Here is a 23,809-nt window from a genome sequence, read left to right as displayed (position 1 = left end):
CATCCGGGTGCTCGTAGCCGCGGTGTCTGCGGAGCCGGCTCCGATAGTGGAGGGCATCCGCGTGGTCGAGGCGCCGGTATTCGACCCGATCGTCACGCGCTGTGTTGCGCTGGGACGGGGATCCTGTACCGAAGGCTTCGGTGGCGGCACCGATACGCGCGGGTGGTTATTGCGCTCGCGTCGATCGGATCGCCGTTCCGGTGCGGAGGCGATGGAGATGCCCGCGGGCGGACCGGGTGCACTTTCCTGGGCTTTTGCTTCCCTGATCGGAGGCGCCATCAGCGATCCACAAAGTTACCGGCCGCCCCGGGGCCGGTGGCGAGTGTGCGGTTGTCTGGGCGAGCGTGCCGAGACATGTTGTGATGGAGGTTCATTCGGTGCTACCTCCTGCCGCGAGGACTGGACTGTCGGAACATTTGCACCCCAAGCGGCACAGGTGATCTGGGTCTCTGCCTGGAGACACCTATCCTGACTGGTCCGCCACATGGGCCGATTCCCGGTAGTGGGAATCGCCGACAATGGTGGCGTCAGGAAGGGAGTTTCGCGGATGCTCGGTCCACGAGCGAGTTCGGTCCCTTTGTCGGTCATCGGTGGTGTGCTGTGGTCGGTCTCGTCGATCACAGTGTGATCATGGGTAGGTGAGTCGTGGGCCTGTTCGACTCCATCGTCTCCCCAGTGGCAAGCGGGGTCGGCGGCTGGGTTGCCGACAACTGGGACACCATTGCGGTGAGCGCTGCGAGCGTTGCCGGTTTCGCGGTCGGCGGCCCGCTCGGCGCGGCGCTCGCCGGCGCTGCGGTGGGAGGGCTCACTGCTGGTATCCAGGATGAGGACGTCGGCGCTGCCGTGCTCATGGGTGGGCTTGGTGGAGTGTTCGGGGGTATCGGTGGCGCAGCCTTGCGTGGCGGGCTTTCAGCCGCCGGCCGGACCGCGCTGAGTAACTTCTCCAAACGTAGCGTCACCGCACTCGCTCGTGGTCGCCTGGGGGGAGGCGGTGTTCGAGGCTCTCTATCGGCTTACCGCAAGTCGGTGCAACGGCAGATTCCCAACAGGGTTTCGGGCTCGCTGGGTGCCGGCTTCGGTGCCGGTCTCGGATACTGGCAGGAAACTTCCGACTGGGCTCCCTCCGATGGAGGGGAGGACTCCGGGTTTGCGGAGATACCTGTTATTCCGATCGGCGACGAGGAACGCCCGGAAGGAATGCCCCAGGTGCTTATGCCGGATTCATCCGATACCGCATCGCCGCCATGGCCGTCGGATCTGACTTTCAGCGAGCCGATGCAGCAGAACTATAAGACCTTGCCCGGTGTGTACAAAGATATCTTGGGTAGCTTCGGCAAAGACCCCACCGAAACAAGCCTTCCCGAGGAAGTCCCGCTTCCGGGAAAAATCAAAGATCCGGAAAAAGCGGGAATTCCCAACTATGCCCAGCGAGCCGGTGACTTAGAGGTCCGATTCGAAAACATTCGAGGTTTCGATGATCAGGTTGCGAAGACTGTAGAGCGGACAGTCGAGTACTGCGATGAAGGCAAAGGTGTTGCCAAAATTTCTGTGCGCACCGTAGGCGATTTCGCGAAGGTCCACCCTGAAAATATTGAAGGGATCAAGGCGGCGGTCGGGGCAGCGGAGGCTGCGTCTCCGAACGTGGAAGTCCCGGTCTTCCTCTTTCCGCAAACCTACGGGGCAGACGGGAACTTGACCGAGGACTCGTATGTCCTGTCGATTATGGAGGGTTCCTACGCCGGTATCGAATCCATCATGAGTCACTACGCAAAGTTATTCGACGAGTTGGCCGCCGCGACCGAGAAACCCGACGATGAGTCGAACGAGAAGCCCGGAAATGAAAAGCCCGGCGACCAGAACCGAGGCGATCCGAACACTACCCCCGGCATCGACACTCCGCAGCCCGTCCCCGCACCCGACGCCCAAGAAACGCCGCTGGAGCCACCGAAGCCGATAGATCTCGGGGACACCGACGATTCGTCTTCGGGTAGTAAGGCCGACGAGCCGGGAAAGTCGGCCAGGGAGGCGCTGGAACAGCTCGGAAAAGACGCGGCGGCTACGGGCACGGGCCCGGGTGCGGGGCAGCCGCCACAGATTCCGGCAAATGCGAATGCCGCCGGCTCCGGAATGGAGTCGATGATGCTCCCGATGCTGATGCAGGCCATGATGGGTATGGGCGCCAAACAACAACCCGGCCAGCAGCCCGACGATCGTCTCCGGCGCCGCCGCCGGGAGGACGAGGCCGGGCCGGAGCAGGCCCCGGCGATCGCGCCGGTGCCGAGTGCGCCACAGCCGGCAGCGCCGGCCGCGACGCCGCCGGGAACTCCGACACCGCCCGCCCGCGTCTCGGCACCGCCGGTGGCGCCGCCTGTTCAGGCGGGAGCCGGCAAACCGGCCGGTACCTCGCAGGACAATGTGATGTATACCTTCCCCGACGGCCGGACCCAGGAAGTGTCCGCAGTGGTCGGCCGGGCGCTGGACGCAGCGTTCGACAATGCCGGCGGTACAGATGCCGCGGCGGCGTATACGAACACCCCGGCGAAGTGGACCGACGAGAAGAAGATCGGTCCGCGGGTCGACCCCCACCAGCTGATGACCGGCGATGTCGGAGTCTGGGACGACCGCACGGCCTTGCTGGTGGTGTTCGGGACCGATACCAGCGGGACCCTCGAGGCGGTGGTCGACGGCCAACTGCAGCCGGTGACCGGACCCGAGGATATGCGCGACGGCCAGGGTGAGTTCGGCCAGTTCGTGGGATTCTTCCATCCGCCGGGCATCGAGAAGGCGGCCCCGGCATCCGAGGCCGCGGATGCGGCGGTTCAGCCCGCAGCGGCTGATCCGACGGTCGCCACGGCACCCGCATAGGAGTGAATCGTGGATGTCAAAGCGTTTCTCGTCGATGTCGCGGTGGGCGCGGCGGTCACCGCGATAGTTCCGGGTGCCCTGCCGGTCGCCGGCTTCATCGGCGGTGCTGCGGGCGGTTATGCGGGCTACGTGTCGCAGCACGGTTGGAAGCTCGACGAGGGCGCTTTCAACGCTGCTTTCGCCGGTGGTATAGGTGGTCTCGCGGGTGGTGCCCTCGGTCGGTTCTTCGGTAGGCGAGCCGATGAGGCGGCGACGAAAGCTGCCGAGAAGCTCGGGAAAGTCCGCGGTCCGGAGGACGCCAGGAAGGCCGCTGACGATGCATTGAAGGAAGTCCAGAAAACAAATCCTGCAGCGAAGGCGCAGGCGCAGAAAGATTTCGACTATTGGAACAGCAAGCCTCCTCCCCCGGAGAAGGCAAAAATGAGCAAGAAGGATTTCGATGCTGAATGGAATAGGCGAAAACGGGCTCTGGATGATACCGATAAAACACTGCCCGATGCTCAGAAAGCGCTGAAGGATGCCGAGGTCCAAGCGAAGAAAGTAGAGAAAGAGCTACTCGCGGCGACGAAGGCCGACAAGGCCGCCAAGAACTGGAACCGAAGGGGTTTCGCTCAAGGCCAGGATGTGAAGTGGTTCAATAAAATACTTCCGGCTAGCTATGGTGGTCTGGGCTCCGCCTTGGCAGTTCTGGGCTGGGAGCACCACCGGAACAAAGAGGCCGGTGGCGCCGGAGCGCCGGGTACCGACCCATCCGTCGAAGGATCCGGCGTCCCGCTCATGTGGTCGGGGGCGGCAGCTGCCGGCGCCGCGGGTGTCATGGGGCAGCCACCTTTCGTCGCTGATCCCAGTATTCCCGCGCAGGGCACCGGTTTCCTGTTGCATCCGGTGGAATTGAGCCCGCATCTGGCCACCTGGTACGGCGGCCCAAGTAATTCGTTCGCCTCCTCGCTCGCGGAGAATTACTCGATGTACGGCAAGATCGAGAACAAGGAGCAATTGTCGTATACCCCTATGCGCGGGTTGAAACCTTCGGTCGCCGTGCAGGGTAGCGAACTCGGTGCCAACTATTCACAGTCTCTGCAAGCGGCGAACCAGGAGATCGTGACCTGGAATGAGTCGCACAAAGACATCATGTCAACCATGGACAATTTCGAAGAGGCCATATTCAAGTCGAAAGAAAGCCTCGAACATTTGATCGGCGGCATCAACTATGTGATGCCCTCGATTCCGGATGCCACCGACGCCAGCTTTCTGGCGATATTCGCGCAGGGGTTCCAGGAGTCGGCCGGGATCATGAGTGATGCCATTGCTGCCGCCGAATTAGCGGCCGGCACGATCGGCGCACCGGGCGCGAAAACCACTCCGTCCGGTGATGATCTGGCCGGTGCGGTCGGGCAGATCAGCAGCGGTCTGGACAATTCCGCTCTGTGGCCGGACGACACACTGTCGGCCGCCCAGAAGCTGGACGACCTCGTCCCCGACGGCGTGGACGCCGACGACCGGATGAGCCCCGAACTGGAGCGTGCGACCGACCGGCTCCAGCAGGCCACGGACCAGGCCGCGAATCAAGCTGCGAATCAGGCTGCGAATCAAGCTGCTGCGAGCCAGGCCGCGATGGCGGGTGCGGACCCTTCGTCCAATATGATGGGCTCGCTGATGAGTTCGATGCTGCCCATGATGATGCAGCAGATGATGACGCGCAATATGGCCGACAACGACCTCGCCGGCCGCCGGCACGATATCGATCCCTCCCGTTACGAACAGGCCCGTGCGGCCACCGCGCCACCCCCGGTCGCACCGCCGGTGGCGACTACACCGTGGACTCAGCAGACCCCGGCTGCCGCGCCTGCTGCCGCGACGCCGCAGACTCAGGGCCAGCACCAGGCCGGCCCCTCCTCGGGCGCCACGTCTTCGCAGGCCGGTGGTGGCCGGCCCCCGCGTACCCCGGGCGAGGACGGCAGCGTGCTGTACACGTTCCCGGACCGCCGTACCCAGAAGGTGTCCCCAACAGTGGCAAAGGTCTTGGACAAGGCGTTCGCCAATATCAAGGGCACGGACGCTCAGGAAGCGTATGCCGATACCGAGGCGAAGTGGACGGACAGGAAGGAGATCGGGGCCCGCGTCGATCCGTTCCAGTTGATGACCGGCGATGTGGCCACCTGGGACGACCGCATCGCGATTCTCGTGGTGTTCGGTGCGGGCGAGGAGGGCACACTGGAAGCTGTGGTCAACGGCGAACTGAAGCCCTTCGAGCCGGAAATGTCGGACTCGGCGGGTGAATTCGGCCAGTTCACCGGGTTCATGCATCCGCCGGGGATCGAGCTGGGCGGCGGGAAGGACAAGGGCGACGAAGGCGCCGCGTCGTCGGGCGACCAGCAGTCCGCGACTCCGGCGGCCGATATGCCGCTCGCGGTCGCGCCCGCGTGACCTGCCGATGGGCGAGAGGAGACAGTGATGGCACTGAACGTCGATCTCGGAGAACTGGTTACTGTCGCGGCCCGGTCCGCGGATACGGCCAGGACAACAGGCGCTGCCCTGCCACGTGAGTGGGTCCTGCCGGCCGGCGCCGATCCGATTTCCGCGCAGAAGATCCCCCAGCTCAACGCGCAGGCAGCCAGCTTGTTCAACGGTATGCTCGGCATGCTGAACGAGGTACAGAAGCTGTCACATAATGTCGGTGCCGCCGCCGTGGATTACGCGGCGACCGACGAGGAGGGGGCTCGGATGATCGCCGCCGCCGGTGGCGGGCTCGAGGTGACCAATCCGGTCCCCGCGGTGGAACAGCTGCGATATCGCCGGGTGCCGGGACCTTTGAGCAGTATGACCAGCACTACCGGTGACCCGCTGGTTTTCGCCCAGCAGTTGCATTCCGGCCCCGGCCCGGGCCCGGCCTATCGGTTCGCTGATTCGGTGCGCTCGTTCGCCAGCGATTCGGCCATCACCGTCCGCGGCGATATGGACAGCGCCGCCTCGACCATGCAGCATTGGACGCCGGTCGGCAGCCAGGTGTCGGAGAAGCTCACGAAATACCGTGGCTGGCTCGACGAACTCACCACCGGGCTGACTCTGCTCGCCGACGACGCGGAGTCGTACGGCAATTCCTTCGAGAAGGCCAAGGCGAAGCATCCCACCCCGGAAGAGATCATCGCTGCCCGGAAAGAACTCGTGCGTTCGATGCGTTCCAAGGACGAGATCGGGATACAGGCGGCGCTGGCGAAATTCCAGGAACAGAACGCGAAATCGGTGGAGACTGTCGGTTCGTACACCGCGGAGACCGGTGCCACCGGGACCGGCTCCGGCTCGGAGGCCGGCTCCGGGCAGAGCAGCGGTGACAGCAGCATGCTGGCCCAGATGTTGCCCGCCATGATGAGCATGATGGGCACTGGTATGAACGGCCTGCCGGGTACCGAAGAGATCTCCGACGATTACTACGACGATTACTACGACGACTACGGCACCGGTGACCTCGGGGTACCTCAGTTCGGATCGCCCGGCGGCAGCAGCTTGCCGTCCGGCGGCGGAATCCCCAGCACCGCGGATATCGAATCCGTTTCGGTCGGGGCGATGCCGATGTCGACCAGCACCGGAATGGGTTCCGGCGCCGGGACGGGAACGGCCCCTCGGGTCCCCGTGATGGAAGGGGCTTCTCCGTCCTCGTCTTCGGGTAGCCAAACCGCTCGTGGCGGTATGCCCTATATGCCGATGGGTCCGATGGCGCCGGGCGCCGGGGGTGGCGGTGGCGGCGGAAACGAGCGCAACCGGGTGGTCGCCTGGCACCCCGACAGGTTGATGTACGTCGACGACACCCCGCATACCGAGCAGGTGATCGGTGAACGTCCTACGATCGCGCCCACCGTGACATCACCGACTCCAGCGCCCAACCAGGCACCCACTCGTTCCGGAGGTACCGCATGAGCAATATCCACCCCGATGTGCAGGCTGCGCTGGACGCAGCTCGCAACCTGCGCCATCGAATCGCGGATATGCGGGAACGGATCGATACTGTGCGGGCGCGCCGGCCCTCGCCCAGCGGTCTGGTCATCCCGGAGGTCGACGCGATGGGGCGGCTCACCAGCCTGTACCTCGCGCCCGGTACAGCCGGTCGTTTCACCGGTGAGGAGCTGGTCGCCGAGATCATGGCGGCGATCCGGGAGAGCACACTCGACGCGGCCCTCCAGTATCGGGCGATCATGGAGACGTCGATCGCCGACGGCAAGATCGGCGGCGACGAGGCCGGTCTGCCCGCCGCCGGCTCCCGGACCTCGGAGACCGTGCCGTGACCGGACCCGACCTGGCCGACGACGATGTATCGGTCAGCGATGCCGTGTTCTGGCTGCAGGAGGAGGGACTCGCCCGCTTGGTGGCACTGGGCGAAATCGCCGGGCCAGCGGGTGCGTTCACCGTCGATATCGCGAGCGGGATGGTGACGATGTTCCCCGCGACCGGCGGCGGCGCGGGCGGGGATTCGGCATCCCGGTCCGCCGACGACCTCCCGGTCCCCGCGGAGAGCGTCAACCGGCTCGTCATCGTCGGCGTCACGACCGCGGACACGCTTCTGGTGGTGGACCTGGCCGGATCGCTGATGATCGCGGTGAACGGTGATCGCCCCGAACTGGCTGCCCGGTCCTGGGCGACACAGCTCCTGCTGAATCCGGAGATCACGCTCACCACCAACAGCGCCGAGGTGGCAATCGGTTCGAGTCCGCGGTGCCGGAAGAGTTTCATTCCCGGCGGCGGCGGTGCCATTGTCAGTGTGGACGACGGGAAGCCCCCGGTGACCACGATTTCGATGAACGCGACCATGGACAGCTCGGACTACCTCGAGATCGCCCCGGACGGATCCGGGGAGATGTACCTGGGGCCCAGATTCTGGCAGTTGAGCCATGTCATGACCATTGCCGACGCCCCGTGGTCGGCGCTCGCCGCGGCACTCGACGCGGACGGTAAGTAACGCCGGGCAGCCGGCAGATGAGTGGAGACTTTGCGATGACCGACATCGACGACGAGTACGAATACGAGCCGGAAGCCGACGAGGTGGCCGCCCCGCCGCGCAAGACCATCTACGAGGTCTTCAATCCTGAGGGCAGCGTAGGCGTGGCCTGCGACCGTGACGGCGAAATCGTGGGTATGCACATCACCGACGAAGCCCGCGAGGGTGGTGATCCTTGGCTCGCCGCCGAAATCGTGAAACTCGCCAAGCTGGCACATATGCAATCCCGCGTCGGCCTGCGCAAGGAGATGGAGTCGAAGGGCACCCGCCCGTACACGATCGACTCGTTCGGTCTGCCGACCGAAGCGGCCTACCGGGCATTGGAGAACGAGACGTTCGGAACGCGGGCACACTGATCGCGCTGCCCGGCGAAGCTGGAGACAGGAGCCGCAATGCTGGATATGGACGACCCCGACGAGGTGATCGCGGCGTCCGGCAAGTTCACCACGGCGCTCACCACAGCGGCGGGTGATGTCGGCACTGTCGTAGACGATCTCGTTCTGCACAGCCGAGCGGATTCTCCGTTGGACCGCGCGCTGGTACAGAAGCTGGAGTGGATCCATACCACTTTCGGCAATGCGGTGAGCGCGGCCGGCAGCCAAGCCGAAACGACCCGGGACATCACGGTGGTGGGCGCGCGGGCAATCTCGAATTCGGATATCGACGGTGGCACGGCTGTGCGCAGCGTCGAGGTCTGAGCCGAGAGCCTGTGCATCCGGAGCGGGAGAGTCCCTATTGGGACCGGATCGTCGGTAACGACTGGCCGGAGATATCGCCCGCTGCGTGGAACGCACTGGAAACTTCGGCGCGCGACGGTGCCGACGCGTTGAATACCGGCGATGCCGGGCAGGCGCTGCGCGGATTCGACGATGCCGTACGTTCCTCCGAAGCTCTGCAATCGGTGCGGGATGCCATGGCAGCCCTGCAACACAATCCGCACGCTTTCGCGACCGCGCTGTACGCGACGGCCGACACCTTCGGCGACTTCGCGGAGATCGTCCGGCGTACCCGCAATCAGATTCTCGATGTCGTAGCCGATGCCACGGCCCGGGTCCGGCGGGAAACCAGCGGCGACAACAACGATGACGGCGAAACCGGTGATCAGGCCGAGGCCGAGACGGATGCCGCTACCACCGATTCGATCGTGGAGCAGGCCCGGGCCGACGTGATCGATATCGTCGACGCGGCCCTCGCATCGATGGGGCCGCAGGGGTTGCCGGCGCTGGACGATATCGCCGAGGCTCTGGGACAGCCGGGCCCGTGGAAAGCCGGAAGTCCCCTCCCGGATGTTCCGCGTTCCGCGCCGACGGACCGGGATGTTCCGGACGGAGTCCCCGGGCGGCCGCGCCGGGAGGACGGGACAGCACCGCAGCCCGAATCCGTCCCCGGCGTATGGGCGCCGGATCAGCTCGGGGATTCCATGTTTCCGACGATCGGCGACTATCCACCGGTCGGAGTCGACGATGCGGCCGGTGGAGTTCAGGACCGGACAGTGGGGGGTCCGGGTCCGGTGTCCACTCCGCAACAATCCGCCACGACCGCTGGATCACCATCGGCACCGCAGTACGGTGCTCCCACGAATCCGAACGGGTTCGTACCCGACGCGGAATCCCGGCCCGGCGGGTCTGCGCGACCGGCTGGGAACAGCGCCGATTCCGAAACTGTCGCAGACGATTCGCCGTCGAATTCCGGAAGCGACGAGTCCGGCGAGCACGATCGGAGCCGCAAGACGACGGATCCGGATCTCACCGGGGAAGCAGCCGATCTCGGCGGGACGGAGACCTTGCTCAGCAGGCCCGCTTCTGCCAGAACGGACTCCGCGACCGCGGACTCGTCCGCCGGCGCGCCGCCGCCGATCCTGCCTCAGCTGCTGGGCGCCAACCCGTCCGGTGGGAATACCACTGGAGCCGTGCCCCCGGCACCGGCGCGTTCGGTTCCCGGGCCGCCCACCGAAGCGCCCCGCGTTCAATCAGCTGTGGTGGCGAAAGCGCCAGGGCCCGCTCCACAGTCGAGTGTGACAGCTGCCCCCGCGGGCAAACCTGCCGCGGGGTCGCGTGACGGCACCTCGTCCGGGGGGCCGGACCAGGAGAAGGAAACTGCCAAGGGCAGCGGTGAGTTCGTGAAGGATGCTGTCGGCGCCGCGATCGTGGCGTCCGCCGCACCTACCTTCGTCCTCGGGGAGCGGGTGGACGGTGACCTGGTTCTGGCGCGGACACTGCTCGGCGGTATCCGGGCGGCGGTGGACTCCTGGCTGGTCGGCGTGGACTGGGCGGTTTCGGTGATGCGGCACCAGACAGGAGTGAGCGCGTTCGTCACCTCCAACGAGGGCCGCGGCTGGCTGCCTACCGATCTGTTCCTGCCCCGTGAGGTTTCCACGCCGTGGTTGTGGTCGGTATCGGAGGACGCCGGCTGGGAGGGAGTGGCGGATCCGGCGCGGGTACTGGTGGAGTTCGCGCTGGCCTGGGGAGGGAGATCCGGTGCCAAGCTGTCGGCGCTCGCGTCTTCCCAGCCGATCGGGCCCGACCTCCGCCGGCAGTTGGGCGATGTCGCGATGGCCGGATCGGTCCCCGCGTCCGCGCAGATGGTCCTCGGCACAGCGTCCGACAGCACCTTGGACCGGCTCGGGATCACCGGTTCCCGCCAGCTGATCGACCGGGCCGCCAAGGTCGCGGACGGGTCCGTGGCGCTGCGCTGCCTCGAACTGGCGGTGGATGCGCATATGCGGGTGGAGAAGGCCGGTTTCGTGCCCATGGAATCGGTGGGCGCGCCGGATATCCGGCTCCGGATATTGCGGGCGGTTCGGCAGAACCGGGAGTTTCCGGGTAGTTGGTGGGAAGAGTTGCAGGATGCCGATGACCTCCTTGCCGCCTCGGCTCTCTCGCACCGGCTCGATGTGGGCCGGATCGCACTCGGTGAACTGCGATCTGATCGCGCAGGTGGGTCAGTGGAATCCGGCATGAGTGTATTGCGCGAACTGACCTTTCAGCGCCGCTGCAACGAGCTGGTATTGCTGCTCATGGAAGGAGTGACCCGGCAGACGTTGCGCGACGCGGTTTACGCGCACGCGCAGGTCCTCACTCATCCTTTGTTCGCCCGCCGGACACCCGCCGGACCGGGTCCCGGGACCGCTGCGGTATCGAGTCACGGCCCGCGCTGACGCATAGCTGAACCCTTCAGTCAGTAACTCCCACATGTGGGAAGGCTTGACAATAATTGATGTCGGGTGGTGGGAAAGGATTGATCTAGCATGCCGGAACGGCTGGAAATCGACCCTGAGGTGCTGCGCCAGCTCGCGGAGCAGCACCTCCTGCTGGCAGGCGAACTCGATGAGTGGGCCAAGCCCCCGGCCGAATGGCTCGCCAACTTCGAACCCACCTACGGCAAGATCGCCAACCCGGTGCGGGTAGCACTGGTCAAGTACTACGACGCACGGCAGCGGGCCGGGCGAGCGCTGGCCCGCGAACACGAACAGACCGCCGAATCGCTACGCAGAGCCGCCGAGTCCTACGAGCTGGCCGACCAGGACAGTGGCTCGCTTCTCGGACGCAACGGCGAAGAGTTCCTGGGTGGGCCCTCCTCATCTGTGCCGCTCTCGCAGGCCACCGGCTCACCGAACTTCCTGCCCACCGGGGCGGCCGGCGCCTTGCTGGGCAGTACGGTGAACGACCCGTCGGCCCCCGCGGCCTCCGGGGCCGCGCCCAATACTGCGCCGGGCTCCGGTGCGCAGGCACCGGGGACAAGCCCTGTTACGACACCGGCAGGGGCGATGGCAGGAGCCTCCGGTCCGGCAGCGGACGGCGGCACCGGTACGAACAGCTCGACACCGCCGGGCGGCGCCCCCGCTGCCGCGAACGCGCCGGGCGACGGGCACCCGCCGGCGGGGACAGCCGGCCTGGCCGGCGGACCGGTCGGACCGGTCAGTGGTGCGCCGGGCGACGACCGGTCTGTGGGCCAGTCGCAGAATGCCGCGGCAGCCAACGGTATGCCTGTACCGGTTGCCGCGACACCGTTCGGTTCCGCCGTCGCGGCAGCGAGGGACAAAGCCGCCGAACCCGACTATGTGGTCGGTGAGGAAGTGAGCGAAGACCTGATCCTCGCTCGCACCCTCCTCGGTGCGGTATTGGCGGCGGTGGAGTCGCCCGTCGGTACCGCATGGGCGGTCTCGGTGATGCGCGGTCCGGCGGGAGCCGGAATCTTCATCACCTCCAACGAAGGCCGCGGCTGGCTGCCCGCCGGGCTCTACCTCCCCCGCGAGGTGTCCACGCCGTGGCTGTGGGACGAGTTGCTGCGCAGCGAGACTTCGCCCGGATCGCCGTGGGAGGGCGTCTCGGATCCCGCCCGGGTCCTGGTGGAATTCGGCTTGGCCTGGGGCGCGAAAGCCAACGCGCAGCTCTCCGCGCTGGTCTCGTCCGGTCCGATCGATGCCGGACTGCGGGTACATCTCACCGGTGTTCCGATGGAAGGCATGGTCGGCCCGTCCTACGACGTGGACCTGCGGGTCTTCACACCCGACACGGTCGACAGGCTGGGGCTCGCCGGTTCGGTTCCGGCCATCGAAGGCGTCGCCGCACTTCCCGACGCCCAGATCCGGGCGCGTTGCCTGGAACTCGCCGTCGACGCACAAACCCAGCTGAACCGGGCGGTTGCGGCACCCGCGGAAAGCGTCGGGGTGCGCAATATCCGGGATCGGATCCTGGCGCGTCTGCAAGCAAGCGCGGAGGTGCCCCGGGAGTGGTGGAACGAACTGCGCGATGCCGACGACTTGATCGCCGCGACCATGATTTCGCGGCGGGTCGATGTCGGCCGGGTCGGGTTGGGCGATCTGCGCGTCGACGACGAGGTCGCGATCCTGCGCACACTGGCGTGGGAACGCCGCTGCAACGAGCTGGTCACGCTGCTCGATCAGGAGGAGAACCGGCAGCTCTTGCGTGACGCGGTGTTCGCACACGAACAAGTCGTCCAGCATCCATCGTTCGTCACGACGCCGGCACCCGTCTCCACAGGTACAGACGAGCGCATCGAGATTCCAGCGGCTTCCTCCGGTGCGGTATCCGCACCGGAGGGTGCGGTAGCGCCACCTGCGGTCGCTGCCGGTCCGCCCTCGGGTGCGGTGGCACCACCGGTTTCACCTCCCACCGAACGGGGGCAGAGTTGATGCTGTGCCTGTTCGAGCACAGTTCCGGCAAGGTGTCGGCGCTGTCGGTCGGTGAACACGTGCGCATACCGCTGGTGCCGAACTTTCCTTCGGCCGAAATCGAGTTCGACGGTTTCCCGGGATTCGCATCGTCGATCGAAAGCGCCTGGTCCACGGCTGGTGGCCGCGAGAGACTGCGCGCAGTCCGTGCTCCGGCCGGCTGGTCGTGACAGCCGAGCTCGCCGCCGACTTCCTCGTCGATGTGGTCGGCCGATTGTCACCGGACAGCGACCCGGCACCTATCCGGGCCATGGTGGGCCGTGCCTGCGGAGGTCAGCTGAAGGCCCGAGCGCCGGATGGACGCCGTGCTTGCGGGTTGACGGCTTCCGGGGTCCCCTTCGAGGCCAGTGTGTCCGGTGGGCGCGGAAACCTGACGCCCGCCATCCGTTACACCACTGAAACCGCGACGCAGGAGACCGAGTTCGGTACTCGCGTGGCGGCTCAACGAGACGCTATCCGGGACCTGGTCGCGTGGTTGCCCGGTGGGGGCCAGACGGTTACGGATATGCTGTGGTCGTTCATATCGGCGCTGTATCCGGAACCCGCAACTCTTACCGGACGGTACAGATCCGCCACGTGGATCGGGGTCGTCCAGGATATCTCGGCACCGCATCACGCAATCCGGCTCAAAGTATATGGCTTTCCGCATATTGTGCCCGGGGCGTTGACTCGGCTGTGCAGTGAGTGGCCCGGGTTCGCCGGGTTGGTTTCCCTTCCTGAGGACGAGAAGCTGTTCGAACAGGCATTTCTCGCACTCGAGGTGGATGCGGACGGCGGAGTACACCACAAGGTCTATCTACGGGCCCGGCGTTACGACGTCGCCGTGCCTATGCTGCTGATTCGTTATTTCGGGGACCCTGCCTGGCAGCTGCTCTCCGAGCTCGTCCGGTGTGGCGCCGACGCAGCCGAACTACATCAGCATCGATACTTTGTCTGTTGTGCACGCGGTGCGGGCGAGCCGGTCTTCACACTCCATATGGGAGCGGGGCGGCGCGAGGACCTGACCGGACTTGCGCGCGAACTCGCGTCCCGGCATCACGGAACCACCCATGGGGTCGATACGCTCGCGCGAGCAGCGGAATCGAGCGGTGCCGGCTGGCGGTATTCGGCGATCGGCCTCGGCTTCTCGAATACCCACGGCATCGACAAGCTCAATGTCTATGGCACGCCTTTCTGGAACGCCGCGTAGGGGGCTGGTCCGCAGATGCTCGACAGCGAACCATCGGCGGCCGGTGCCGGGTACCGGGGAGGGAGCCCGGCGCAGTGCAGGTCGGCGGGCGGCAATGCGCCGGGGTCGGAGCGTGAACGAGTGAGGGTCACATGAGAGAAGTCCACCCGACTGTGCAGGTCGCGCTCGACGCAGCGCGGGAGATGCGGCACCGCGTGGCCGAATTCCGCGAGCGCGCGGACCGAATTGTCGCCAGACGGCCGTCTCCCAGCGGTTTCGTGATTCCGGAGGTCGACGCCTTCGGAAGGCTGCGAGATCTTTATCTGGCGCCCGGGACCTGTGCTCGGTTCGGCAATGCCGAGTTGGTCGCCGAAATCATGGCAGCCATCACGGAGAGCTCCGACGATGCGCGTCGGCAGTATCACGTCTCCATGAACGACGACAGCAATCGGCCACCACCGCTCGCAGAGGTCATGCGGGAACGGTGGTCCGGGACTGCCGGGACCGACGAGGTCCGCTGGTCCCCACCGGTGAGAAGGAAGAACAATGAAGAGATGGGTGGCGGGAAGGGCTGATCAGGAATGTCCAACTACCTGAATCTGGAACCGGAGGAGCTTCGCAGAATAGCCGGGCAGCACCACAGGCGTGCGATAGCCGTCCGGAAATGGGGTGAGATCCCGCATGACTGGCTCGCCGACTACAAGCGCTCGCACGGCACGATCGCCGATACCGTGCGAGAAGCACTGGTGGACTATTACAACCGGCGCTACATCAAGGCGGAACGGCAGGCCGCCACCCATGAGCGGACGCGTGACGATTTGCTCGCGGCGGCGCGCGCGATGGAGGACACCGATAAGGATAGTGGTGGCCGAGTCGAGCAAGCTGGTGGTTTCGGCAATCCCACTCCGGTCGGTTCGACCAGCGCGGGTCCCGTCGGTTCCGCGCCTCCCCGCCCTGTGGATCCGAGACCGCCGGTGCGCACCGGCCCGGGCACACCATATGAGAGTCGGACGGACCCCGGGCGTAGTTCCGCTGCGGCGCGGGCCGCACTCCCCGGAATCGATGCTGCCGGCCGGACGGCAGCATCACCGCCTGCTTCGATGCCGTTGATATACGCCCCGGCCCCCGTCCCGGCCGCGGCTACAGCACCGGCAGCACCGGCAGCACCGTCTACGGGGACGCCACCTCCTCCTACCGGTATGCCGAGCACGGGCGCCATCCCGCCTGTCGGCGCAGCCGCACCGGCGCATAGCGCTGCCGCTACGGTTGCCGCGACCTTCACACCACCGTTCTCGCCCGCGGCCGTGAACGAATCGTCGACTCCTGGTGCGAGCGCGGCGCCCCGAATGCCTGAGCCGCTGGCCGCAGGCCCGCTCGCTGCCGCGCGAAGCGCAAGAGGGAATCGTTCGTCCCTACCGTCTCTCGTGGTGGGTGATCGCGTCGATGACGACTTCCTGCTGGTCCGCACATTACTGGCCGCAACACTTGCCGCCACCGGAGACTCCGCGCCAGGTCTCGAGTGGGCCGCTGCGGTGTTGCGGACTCAGGCCGGTCCTGTCGTGCTGCTGACATCGAACGAGGGCCGTGGTTGGCTCCCGCCGGGACTCTTTCTGCCGTCTGAGGTCACGATCCCGTGGAAGTGGGACGGTGGGCGGGTTGCGCGCCGAGTCTTTCAACGTATGGAAGGCACAGCCGCACCTGCCCGGATGCTTGCCGAGCTGGGCGTGCTGATCCCCCGCATGAAGATCACCGCGTTGGTGTCGTCCGCAGCGATCTCAGAGAATCTGCGTGCGGCACTCGGAGACGATGTGGCACTCGAGGGTGGAGTATCTGCCGGTCAGTCCGCTGTCGACTTCGGGTCGCCCGCGCCCGGGCTTGCCGACCGGCTCGCGATTGCGGGGTCGGCCGAGTCGCTGAAACAGGCTATTACGGTGCCTGATTCGGAAATTCGTGCCAGATGCATCGAATTGGCACGGGATGCGGATGAGCGGGTCCGTGCGGCTGGATCCGCTTCGGACCTGTCGATTTCCGCCAGTCGTGCGTGGCGGCCGCAGATTCTCGAGGCTTTGGCCGCCGGCCGTTCTGTACCGGTGAACTGGCAGGAACAACGTGGCCCCGCCACCGGTGTGCCGGCTGCGATGCCGTTACCAGGGGTCGATCATTTCTCTGGCTCGGTTGGGGTTCGTCGCGACGTACCGGAACCAGAAGCTCGCCGCGCCATAGTTTTCGAGCGTCGCGTCGAAGAACTGTTGTTCTTGCTGGCAGCGGGCGAGCCCGACCGGCAGACACTGCGCGATGTGCTCTATGCCTACGGCCAGATCACCGAACACCCTCAGTTCCCGGCGGCAGCGCGGGTGGCGGTGGCGGCCGACCTCGATGGGGCCGTTCCGCAGTTCGAGGGCGACAGAGGTGTCGAAGTGGGCTCCTACGCTGTCCGTTCCGCAGGCCATGGCGGAGTTCTCCGTCCATCGCCCGACTACTGAAGGCCCGGCGCGGAGCATCGGACTCCGGTGAACAGAGGAGAGCGTGATGGCCGAAGGCGATGGAAACAAACTTGCCAACGACATCGAAAATGATTACGAAGACGGCTGGTGGGGCGGGAACGAAGTCGACGACGGCAAGGTCGGGGGGTGGTTGGAGCGTTTCGAAAAATTGGACTCGACGGAGTTCGCGGCCGCCGTCGAAGATATGGACGGCGATGCAAAACAAAGCCTCATAGACGAGGCTGGAAATTTCAAAGACGACGACAAATACAAACCAATTCTGGACGCGATCGATAAAGGTCCGGACAGTGATGAATATAAAAATTATGTCAACAATCTGACAGAAGACGAAACGGAAGCGGACAAAGCGAAATTCGAAGACGAGGACGGAACTACTCCGCTGGCTCCCGAAGGTGACATGCTTGCGGGGGTTGCCCTCCACCGGCCGCAGGGCGCGAGTGAGGACCTGCAAGCGCTCATCAAAGACACCGAGTGGACGATGCAGACGGGATTCGACACGCTCGGCGCAGGTAACCCGAAAGCCGCACCCGGCTTCAGTAATCAGCTCGACGGTACCGGAGTCGAGTCCGCCGAAGGCTGGGCGCAGATTGTGGATGGGGCCAATGATCTGAACGGTGCTCTGACCGAGCGGCAGACCAAGTTCGACGAAAAGCATAAGAACGTCGACGCCGATGCCTTCAAGTCCGACCTGGAACGCGATAAAACCTTTCTGAAACTTGTGGAGATCAAGGACACACTCAACGAGCATCTCAAGAAGGACCTCTCGTCGCTGGAGAACTACGCTCAGCTCGATGACAAGATCATCTATAACGATGACCCTCAACGCAGTGTGGGATTCGAGCTCTACGAGAAAGATCCGGATTCCGAGAAGGGTTACTTCGTACTGACTCCCGAGGCGGAGCATCGATTCTATGTTCAGCATATCGAGACAGCCACAGAGGACTGGGAGACGGAGTACGCCAAGGCGAAGGAAAATCTCCAGCGAGTGGCCGAGAGTGTCGACAACGACGATCCGCCGCCTGACGACACCGACAATCCGCCGCCTGCCGACAACAACAACCCGCCTGCCGGCAACAACAACCCGCCTGCCGGCAACAACAATCCGCCGCCTGCCGGCAACAACAATCCCCCGCCTGCCGACACGAACACAGATACCGCGACAGAGGACTTCAGTAAGACCTACGAAGACCTGTTCGGTAAGGAAGAATCCCCGGCCGAGAAAGGGGAGGAATCCGGTGGAGAAGAGAAGACCGGCGCCTCGCCGCTGGAGGAATTGCTCAAACCGATCCGTGACGCGATCACCGGTGGTGGCGGCGATGCCGGCTCGGGTCAGAACGCGGCCGCAGCACCTGCTGCAGCCGGGGGCGGCGGCGACATGATGAGCATGATGATGCCGATGATGATGATGAGCATGATGAGTCAGATGATGCAGCAGATTACCAAGAAGAAGGACGACGAGTCCGACAGGCGGGAGGAAGAAGAGCGCGAGCGGGAGGACGAAGGCCCGCAGGCCGCCCCGGCACCCGGCCCGGCCGCGGCACCGCCCGCCCCGGCTCAGCCCGCTTCGACCGCACCCCCCGCGCCGGCGGATCCCGGCCCACCGCCTGCGGAGAACACACCGAAGTCCATGGTCGATATGAAGCTGCCCGACGGGTCCACGCAGCGCGTGTCTTCGGTGATCGCCGAAGCGATGAACAAGGAACTCAACAACCCGAACGGCAGCGACGCGCGGGCCGCCTACCAGGGCACTGCCGGCGAGGCTACTGCGGGCAGTCCGTGGAATTCGGTGGAGAGTACGGCTGTCGCCACCGGCGATATCGCGCAGTGGGAGAACCGGTCCGCTCTCGTGGTCGTGACCGATGCCGGTCTGCAGGCCATTGTCAACGGCGAACTGGTGCCGTTGGATCCGCACAACCCGCCCGATGGCGGACAAGGCGGATACGGCGAATTCCGCGGCTTCTTCCACCCGAGCGGCGCCGATATCAGCGGTACGAACGAGATGCCGGCAGCTGGGGCGCCCCCGGAGCCTCCTGCCGTGAGCACCGCTCAGCCGCCTGCCGCGCCCGCGGCGCCGCCGACAGTGGCACCTCCGGCCACGATGGAGGTCCGGTGAATCGCGGGACGATGCATCGGAACTGACAACACGATGGCGTGCTCCGGGTATTACCCGGAGCACGCCATCGTGTTGGGGTGAGAAGTCGGGGGTCGTCGTGCGGTAGCCGTGACAGGGCGTCAGGCCTGCGCCTGAGGTGCCCCCTGGTTCTGGTTGTCTTCCGGCTTCGGAGGATCGCCGGGCCCGGGCTGGTCCGCCGGGGCAGTTGCGCCATTGGGCGGCGCGGTGGGATCGATGGGTTTCGGGGGAGGCTCGCCGGGGGGAGCTTCGTCCTCGTCTTCCTCGCCCTCTTTTTCCTCTGGCTTCAGCAGATCGGGCAACATGCCGGCCAGGGGCATGAGCGACATGGGCAGCATGGCGAGCATGGGCAGCATGGAGCCGAGCCCGCCGAGGCCGCCGGCTCCCGCGCCTCCTGCGCCCGGGGCCCCGGCATTCTGGTTGCCTTTGCCCCCGGAGCTTCCTTCGTCGCCTGATTCCCCGGCCATTTGCGAACTGAGGTCGGAGACCGCGGTGACCTTGTCGTACACGAGCTCCACCGCACGGGCGACGAGATCCATGATCTTGATCTCCAGCTCGGGTTTGAGCTTCGCGCCCCCGACCGACCCCAGTGCTTCTTTCAGCTGTCCGACGATATCGATGATCGAACGTAGGGTCTGATCCTGCTCCCCGGCCATCACGATGGACGTATCGATGACCTGATTGTCCATGATGAGCAGTGAGGTCTGCTGAGATTCGACTTTGGTGAGGGTATCTTGGTAGGCCTCTTCGGCCTTCCCCTTGCCGAGTGTGTTCCGGACCGTAGGGGTGAGCAGCTCGTCGACCTTCGGTGGTGGCGTCGGCATGCCCCGGCCCAGGAGATCGACCGCTGTTTGAATTGCGGCCTCGGCCATGGCGATGAAGGAGACCAGCCCTTCGGAAGCGCCCGCCGGGGGCTCCAGCTCGACAGTCCAGTACCTTCCTTCGCTGCCCTTGTCGCCGAATTCGTCTTTCGGGTCTGTCGCGCTGATGGGTTCGAGGACCGGATCGTCAGGAGCATCCGGGTCCTTGGGTTCCTTCGGGTCGCCGGGATCCTTGGGGTCGCCGGGATCCTTGGGGTCGTTCGCATCGATCGGTTCTTTACGCGGCTCGGGGGCCGGCTCGGGGTCGGGCCGGGGAAGAGGATCCGGACGCTCCGGAACCTCACGACCGAAGACCTCGTCTTTGGGCCGGGGGTCAGCGGGATCGACGTCGTCGCGAGCGCCGGTCCGGACCTCGAGATTGCGCATATCGGCTGTGCCGGTCGCCATTCGCGGACACCCACCTTCCTGAGACTTCTCGAATTCATTGTCTTGTCTTCCCGGATGTGGGAATGGGCGTTAACCAAATCGCGGCTCGCTACCGCATAGTCGAAACAGCCCGCGCAGGGGACCGGCGGCCGGGCCGTCGAAGTTGGAAAAGTCCGGAGCCGGGAGGTGGTCGATGATCAGCGAGAGCGAGTCGGTCGAATGCCAACACTGACCGATGATGTGAACAGTGTGCTCAGCGGCTTGCTGGGCCTGTATGGTGACGGCCAGCCGTCGGAGCGGGCGATGGCGTCGCTGTCCCAGTCGCTGGCGGCCGATATCAGCATGCAGTCCGGTGGTTTCGCCACCGGTTACACCAATCTGCAGAGTGCGCACCGGGTTATCACCGAGACGCAGACCGGCCGCGACGGGATCGTGCAGCGAACGGCACTCGAATCCGGGAGTGGAACGTTGACAGGTCGAGGGGCGCTCACCAACCAGATCGCGGATCTGCGGAGCCGCATCCAGGCGATCGCGACGATCGCGGACACTCGTTTCAGCGGGCCCGCATTGCTCGAATCGGCTCACAACACGATCACCACCGCCACCAAACAGGTGAATGCGGATGTGGACGCGGCGCGGCAACAGGCCGCCCGGATCATGCCGCCTGTCGCGCCCCGAGCCCGGGCGCACAAGGCGGAGCCGGTGAGCCGTCGTCGGCGCCGTCGTCGGCCACGGTATGTGATGGGTGTGTCGAAGCAACCCCGCCGCCCGCGGGTTCGGATTCCCTCTGATCGCACCGCCGGCGGGCGGGCGGTCGGGGCGGCGAATGCTTGGCTGGGGGCTCCGTACATCTGGGGCGGTGGCGGCGCTGGTGGCCCGTCGGGCGGCGGATTCGACTGCTCCGGACTCACCCAGTACGCGGTGGCGCAGGCAACCAACGGTGATGTCGTTCTCCCGAGAACTACATACGAGCAGATATACGCCGGTGAGCGTGTTCATTCCCGCGATGTGCGGCCGGGTGACCTGGTGTTCCCGGCGGAGTCCTTCAGCGCGCGAGGGCCGGAGCACGTCCAGCTGGCGGCCGGGAACGGGATGGTCATCGAGGCGCCGTACTCCGGGTCGACGGTCAAGTACTCGCAGATGCCGGGTAACGCTGTTGTCGTGCGGGTGATGTAGTGGTGTGAACTGAATTGCACACGGCCTCATGTGGTTCGCCGGGTACGGAAACCGCATCGGTTGGAGGCTGGGTTGCAGGCAATCCAACGCATTACCGCGTAGAGCTCCGCAGAGTTCGGTCGGCCGGTGGCTCGCTGTTTCCACCGGCCGACCTGTTGCTAGATCGACAGGGATGAGGGAACCGTCGATCTGTTGAATAACGTACCACACGATAATGCGCCGTTCAATAGCGGCAAATGAAGCCGACTGGTCAATTTCTTATGGTTCTCGCGCTGGTCACGAGATTGTCCATAAGCCCACCGCGATGCGACCTTCGAGCGATCCGAAGGACGGTTAGCCGACAGTTTACGAACCGTTGGATAGCGGCGCTTCGCTTGCGTCGAATGGTCCTCGAGTGCAACCGGTTTCCGGGTGTCATGTGTATGGGGGGCGAGATGCGCGGCCTCGCTTTTCGGGTGAGGCGCCGGGGGAGGCCGGCCGAGTAGACGGAAGGCTCTCGGGCGTTACGCTGCTGACGTTCTCGTGTGCCCGGTGACTGCCGGAATCGCGCTTATCGTTCGATTGCCGTGAGGTCGCCGAGCTGGTTTTTCCGGTACTTCCCAAGAGGGGGAACTTCCTTCCGTCTTGCTTGTGTGACCGGTGGCTTATCGTGCACTTCAGCTAGTAGCGGCGGAAGGGATGTCCGAGGTGTCAGGGGCCGAAGACGCGTTCTACACGGGTGTTCAAAGTTTGGGGTTGGTCTCCGGTGGAGCGCGCAACGAGCAGAGCGCCCGGGCAGCCTTCACCGCTGCGACGGATCTCGATCCGGATATGTGCGATGCCTGGCTAGGGCGGGCGATGGCTGGTGATATCAGCCCGGAAGTGATCTACGGCGCCTATCGGTCGGTGCACAACCTGTACCGGGACCAGCAGCGGGCCGGTTTGGTCGACCGTGCGCTGTGGTGTCAGGTCGAGATCGGGATGTACGGCCTCCGGGTCGCCATGGCCGACCGGGACCAGATCTCCGTGGCGCAGGCGTCCGCGTATGCCGATGGGGGTGAATGGCAGGAAGCGGCGTCCATACTCGATGAATTGCGTGGCGACGACGTCGCCGATTTCGCCCGGATGTCACTGTACTACCGAACCGGTCGCTGGCCGGACGTGATCGATGCGCGATCGGCCAAACCGGTGATCGAGGACGGCCTGCTCGATATCGCGGCCGAGCTGATGACCGCGGGTGCCATGGCGCACCTCGGTCGTTTCGGCGAGGCATTGCCACGCGCACAGCGGATCGTGGAGGACAGCCGCTCCGGCAACCTTTCCTACATATGGGCCGATGCCCACTACTTGCTCGGCATGATCCTGCGCCACAACGGCGACCTCGATGCCGCCGACAAGATCCTCAAGGGGTTGCAGGGCTCGGGATTGTGGCCCGATCGTCCTGAGTGGCAGCAGGCCCTGAAAGACAAGAACTTCCGGCTCGGGATCACCACGCCGGCGGTGATCGCCTCGCGAGTCGACATCTGGGATCCCGCATCGGGTGACGATCCTGCCGAGGTGGCGGCGAACGCCGCGAAGGAAGAGCGGGACATCCAGCTGGCCGAGGCATCCGAACTGCTGCAGGCGCAGATCGGTATGGATTCGGTGAAAGAGCAGGTGGACCGGCTGAAATCCGGTGTGCTCATGGACCAGGTGCGCGTCAAACGTGGGCTGGCGGTGGATTCGCGATCGAATCACCTGATCTTCTCCGGCCCGCCGGGCACCGGTAAGACGACCATCGCCCGGGTGATCGCCAAGATATTCGCCGGGCTCGGCGTCGTCGAGAATGCCGATGTCATCGAGGCGTCGCGCAACGATATGGTCGGCACCCACCTGGGGCACACAGCGCCGAAAACGAATGCCCTGATCGATTCCGCCCTCGGGGGCGTGCTGTTCATCGACGAGGCCTACACCCTGATCCAGGAGGGGTTGTCCGGCGGAGATGCTTTCGGCAAAGAGGCTGTCGACACGCTGCTGGCTCGGATGGAGAACGATCGCGACAAGCTGGTGGTGATCATCGCCGGGTACGAAGAGGAAATCGACCGGTTCCTGGGATCCAACGACGGTCTCTCGTCACGATTCACCAAGCGGATCCGCTTCCCGAGCTACGATCCGGACGAACTGGTCCAGATCGCCGACCACATTGCCGGGAAGAAGGATTCCATTCTTTCCGATCAGGCGCGAGAAGTGCTGCGTGATCGCTGTCTGGAGATGTCCCAGCAGAGCAAGAACGGTCGGCGGTTGATCGATCTCGCAGGTAACGGTCGATTCGTCCGAAATGTGGTGGAAGCGGCCGAGTCCGAACGTGACTTCCGGTTCACCCGCGGTGAGGTCGATATCGCGGCGATGACGAACGAGGAGTTGATGACCGTCGACGCCTTCGATATCACCGCCGCGCTGGCCGGTCTGGCGCCCGCGTCGCGATAGCTCGCCCGCTGCCCGTTTTTCGTAATTCCCAGTTCTGGGAATGGTGACGGCTCACGGGTACATCTTCTACGGCTAGTTTGTGGCCGAGT

Annotated in this window: 16 protein-coding genes and 1 pseudogene; 16 read left to right on the top strand and 1 reads right to left on the bottom strand. The window is 65.2% G+C overall.

Going from position 1 to position 23,809, the window contains the following annotated elements; translation table 11 throughout:
* Positions 1 to 645 precede the first annotated feature (645 nt).
* The 14 genes and pseudogenes from OG405_RS20105 (at position 646) to OG405_RS20045 (ending at position 18,834) form a co-directional block, all read left to right on the top strand.
* Complete coding sequence (locus OG405_RS20105) at positions 646 to 2,865, top strand: hypothetical protein (protein ID WP_327148021.1); 2,220 nt, start codon at positions 646 to 648, stop codon at positions 2,863 to 2,865.
* Positions 2,866 to 2,907: 42 nt separating this feature from the next.
* The gene (locus tag OG405_RS20100; RefSeq protein WP_327148020.1) at positions 2,908 to 5,292 is read left to right on the top strand and encodes a hypothetical protein; all 2,385 of its coding nucleotides are present in this window, start codon (positions 2,908 to 2,910) and stop codon (positions 5,290 to 5,292) included.
* 27 nt (positions 5,293 to 5,319) lie between these two features.
* A complete protein-coding gene (locus OG405_RS20095; RefSeq protein WP_327148019.1) occupies positions 5,320 to 6,780 on the top strand; it encodes a PPE domain-containing protein in 1,461 nt (486 codons plus the stop codon).
* Positions 6,777 to 7,145 carry a hypothetical protein gene (locus OG405_RS20090; protein WP_327148018.1) on the top strand — a complete coding sequence of 123 codons (369 nt, stop codon included), beginning with the start codon at positions 6,777 to 6,779 and terminating at the stop codon, positions 7,143 to 7,145. The genes OG405_RS20095 and OG405_RS20090 overlap by 4 nt, the downstream gene beginning before the upstream one ends.
* The gene (locus OG405_RS20085) at positions 7,142 to 7,816 is read left to right on the top strand and encodes a hypothetical protein (protein WP_327148017.1); all 675 of its coding nucleotides are present in this window, start codon (positions 7,142 to 7,144) and stop codon (positions 7,814 to 7,816) included. Before OG405_RS20090 ends, OG405_RS20085 begins: the two co-directional genes overlap by 4 nt.
* 35 nt (positions 7,817 to 7,851) lie before the next feature.
* Entirely contained in the window at positions 7,852 to 8,211 is a 360-nt protein-coding gene (locus OG405_RS20080) for a hypothetical protein (RefSeq protein WP_327148016.1), read from the top strand.
* Positions 8,212 to 8,247: 36 nt separating this feature from the next.
* Positions 8,248 to 8,553 carry a hypothetical protein gene (locus OG405_RS20075; protein WP_327148015.1) on the top strand — a complete coding sequence of 102 codons (306 nt, stop codon included), beginning with the start codon at positions 8,248 to 8,250 and terminating at the stop codon, positions 8,551 to 8,553.
* 11 nt (positions 8,554 to 8,564) lie between these two features.
* Positions 8,565 to 11,012, top strand: a complete 2,448-nt coding sequence (locus tag OG405_RS20070) for a hypothetical protein (RefSeq protein ID WP_327148014.1) — start codon at positions 8,565 to 8,567, stop codon at positions 11,010 to 11,012.
* 90 nt (positions 11,013 to 11,102) lie between these two features.
* Complete coding sequence (locus OG405_RS20065; protein WP_327148013.1) at positions 11,103 to 13,010, top strand: type VII secretion target; 1,908 nt, start codon at positions 11,103 to 11,105, stop codon at positions 13,008 to 13,010.
* Positions 13,011 to 13,215: 205 nt separating this feature from the next.
* Positions 13,216 to 14,238, top strand: coding sequence for a hypothetical protein (locus OG405_RS20060; RefSeq protein WP_327148012.1), 1,023 nt, complete (start codon positions 13,216 to 13,218; stop codon positions 14,236 to 14,238).
* Between the two features lie 131 nt (positions 14,239 to 14,369).
* On the top strand, positions 14,370 to 14,792 hold the full coding sequence (locus tag OG405_RS20055; protein WP_327148011.1) for a hypothetical protein: 423 nt from the start codon (positions 14,370 to 14,372) through the stop codon (positions 14,790 to 14,792).
* Between the two features lie 6 nt (positions 14,793 to 14,798).
* Positions 14,799 to 15,032, top strand: a pseudogene (locus OG405_RS29280) (hypothetical protein); the annotation flags it as partial.
* Between the two features lie 612 nt (positions 15,033 to 15,644).
* A complete protein-coding gene (locus tag OG405_RS20050) occupies positions 15,645 to 16,700 on the top strand; it encodes a hypothetical protein (RefSeq protein WP_327148010.1) in 1,056 nt (351 codons plus the stop codon).
* Positions 16,701 to 16,746: 46 nt separating this feature from the next.
* Positions 16,747 to 18,834, top strand: a complete 2,088-nt coding sequence (locus OG405_RS20045; protein ID WP_327148009.1) for a hypothetical protein — start codon at positions 16,747 to 16,749, stop codon at positions 18,832 to 18,834.
* Positions 18,835 to 18,953: 119 nt separating this feature from the next.
* Here the strand turns inward: OG405_RS20045 and OG405_RS20040 are convergent, their stop codons facing one another.
* A complete protein-coding gene (locus OG405_RS20040) occupies positions 18,954 to 20,120 on the bottom strand; it encodes a hypothetical protein (protein ID WP_327148008.1) in 1,167 nt (388 codons plus the stop codon).
* Between the two features lie 198 nt (positions 20,121 to 20,318).
* Here OG405_RS20040 and OG405_RS20035 point away from each other — a divergent pair, with 198 nt between their 5' ends.
* Together OG405_RS20035 and eccA are read left to right on the top strand one after the other, a co-directional pair.
* On the top strand, positions 20,319 to 21,275 hold the full coding sequence (locus tag OG405_RS20035; RefSeq protein WP_327148007.1) for a C40 family peptidase: 957 nt from the start codon (positions 20,319 to 20,321) through the stop codon (positions 21,273 to 21,275).
* Positions 21,276 to 21,962: 687 nt separating this feature from the next.
* On the top strand, positions 21,963 to 23,720 hold the full coding sequence (gene eccA, locus OG405_RS20030; protein WP_327148006.1) for a type VII secretion AAA-ATPase EccA: 1,758 nt from the start codon (positions 21,963 to 21,965) through the stop codon (positions 23,718 to 23,720).
* The last annotated feature ends 89 nt before the right edge of the window (positions 23,721 to 23,809 follow it).

Source organism: Nocardia sp. NBC_01329 (assembly GCF_035956715.1).
Lineage (GTDB): Bacteria > Actinomycetota > Actinomycetes > Mycobacteriales > Mycobacteriaceae > Nocardia.
This window is presented reverse-complemented; position numbering and strand designations above follow the sequence as displayed.

Excerpts from the sequence above, each read along its gene's own strand:
- OG405_RS20045 (WP_327148009.1), top strand. The coding sequence starts at position 16,747 with ATGGCCGAAGGCGATGGAAACAAACTTGCCAACGACATCGAAAATGAT.
- OG405_RS20080 (WP_327148016.1), top strand. The coding sequence starts at position 7,852 with ATGACCGACATCGACGACGAGTACGAATACGAGCCGGAAGCCGACGAG.
- OG405_RS20055 (WP_327148011.1), top strand. The coding sequence starts at position 14,370 with ATGAGAGAAGTCCACCCGACTGTGCAGGTCGCGCTCGACGCAGCGCGG.
- OG405_RS20090 (WP_327148018.1), top strand. The coding sequence starts at position 6,777 with ATGAGCAATATCCACCCCGATGTGCAGGCTGCGCTGGACGCAGCTCGC.
- OG405_RS20035 (WP_327148007.1), top strand. The coding sequence starts at position 20,319 with ATGCCAACACTGACCGATGATGTGAACAGTGTGCTCAGCGGCTTGCTG.
- OG405_RS20065 (WP_327148013.1), top strand. The coding sequence starts at position 11,103 with ATGCCGGAACGGCTGGAAATCGACCCTGAGGTGCTGCGCCAGCTCGCG.
- OG405_RS20075 (WP_327148015.1), top strand. The coding sequence starts at position 8,248 with ATGCTGGATATGGACGACCCCGACGAGGTGATCGCGGCGTCCGGCAAG.
- OG405_RS20095 (WP_327148019.1), top strand. The coding sequence starts at position 5,320 with ATGGCACTGAACGTCGATCTCGGAGAACTGGTTACTGTCGCGGCCCGG.
- OG405_RS20040 (WP_327148008.1), bottom strand. The coding sequence starts at position 20,120 with ATGGCGACCGGCACAGCCGATATGCGCAATCTCGAGGTCCGGACCGGC.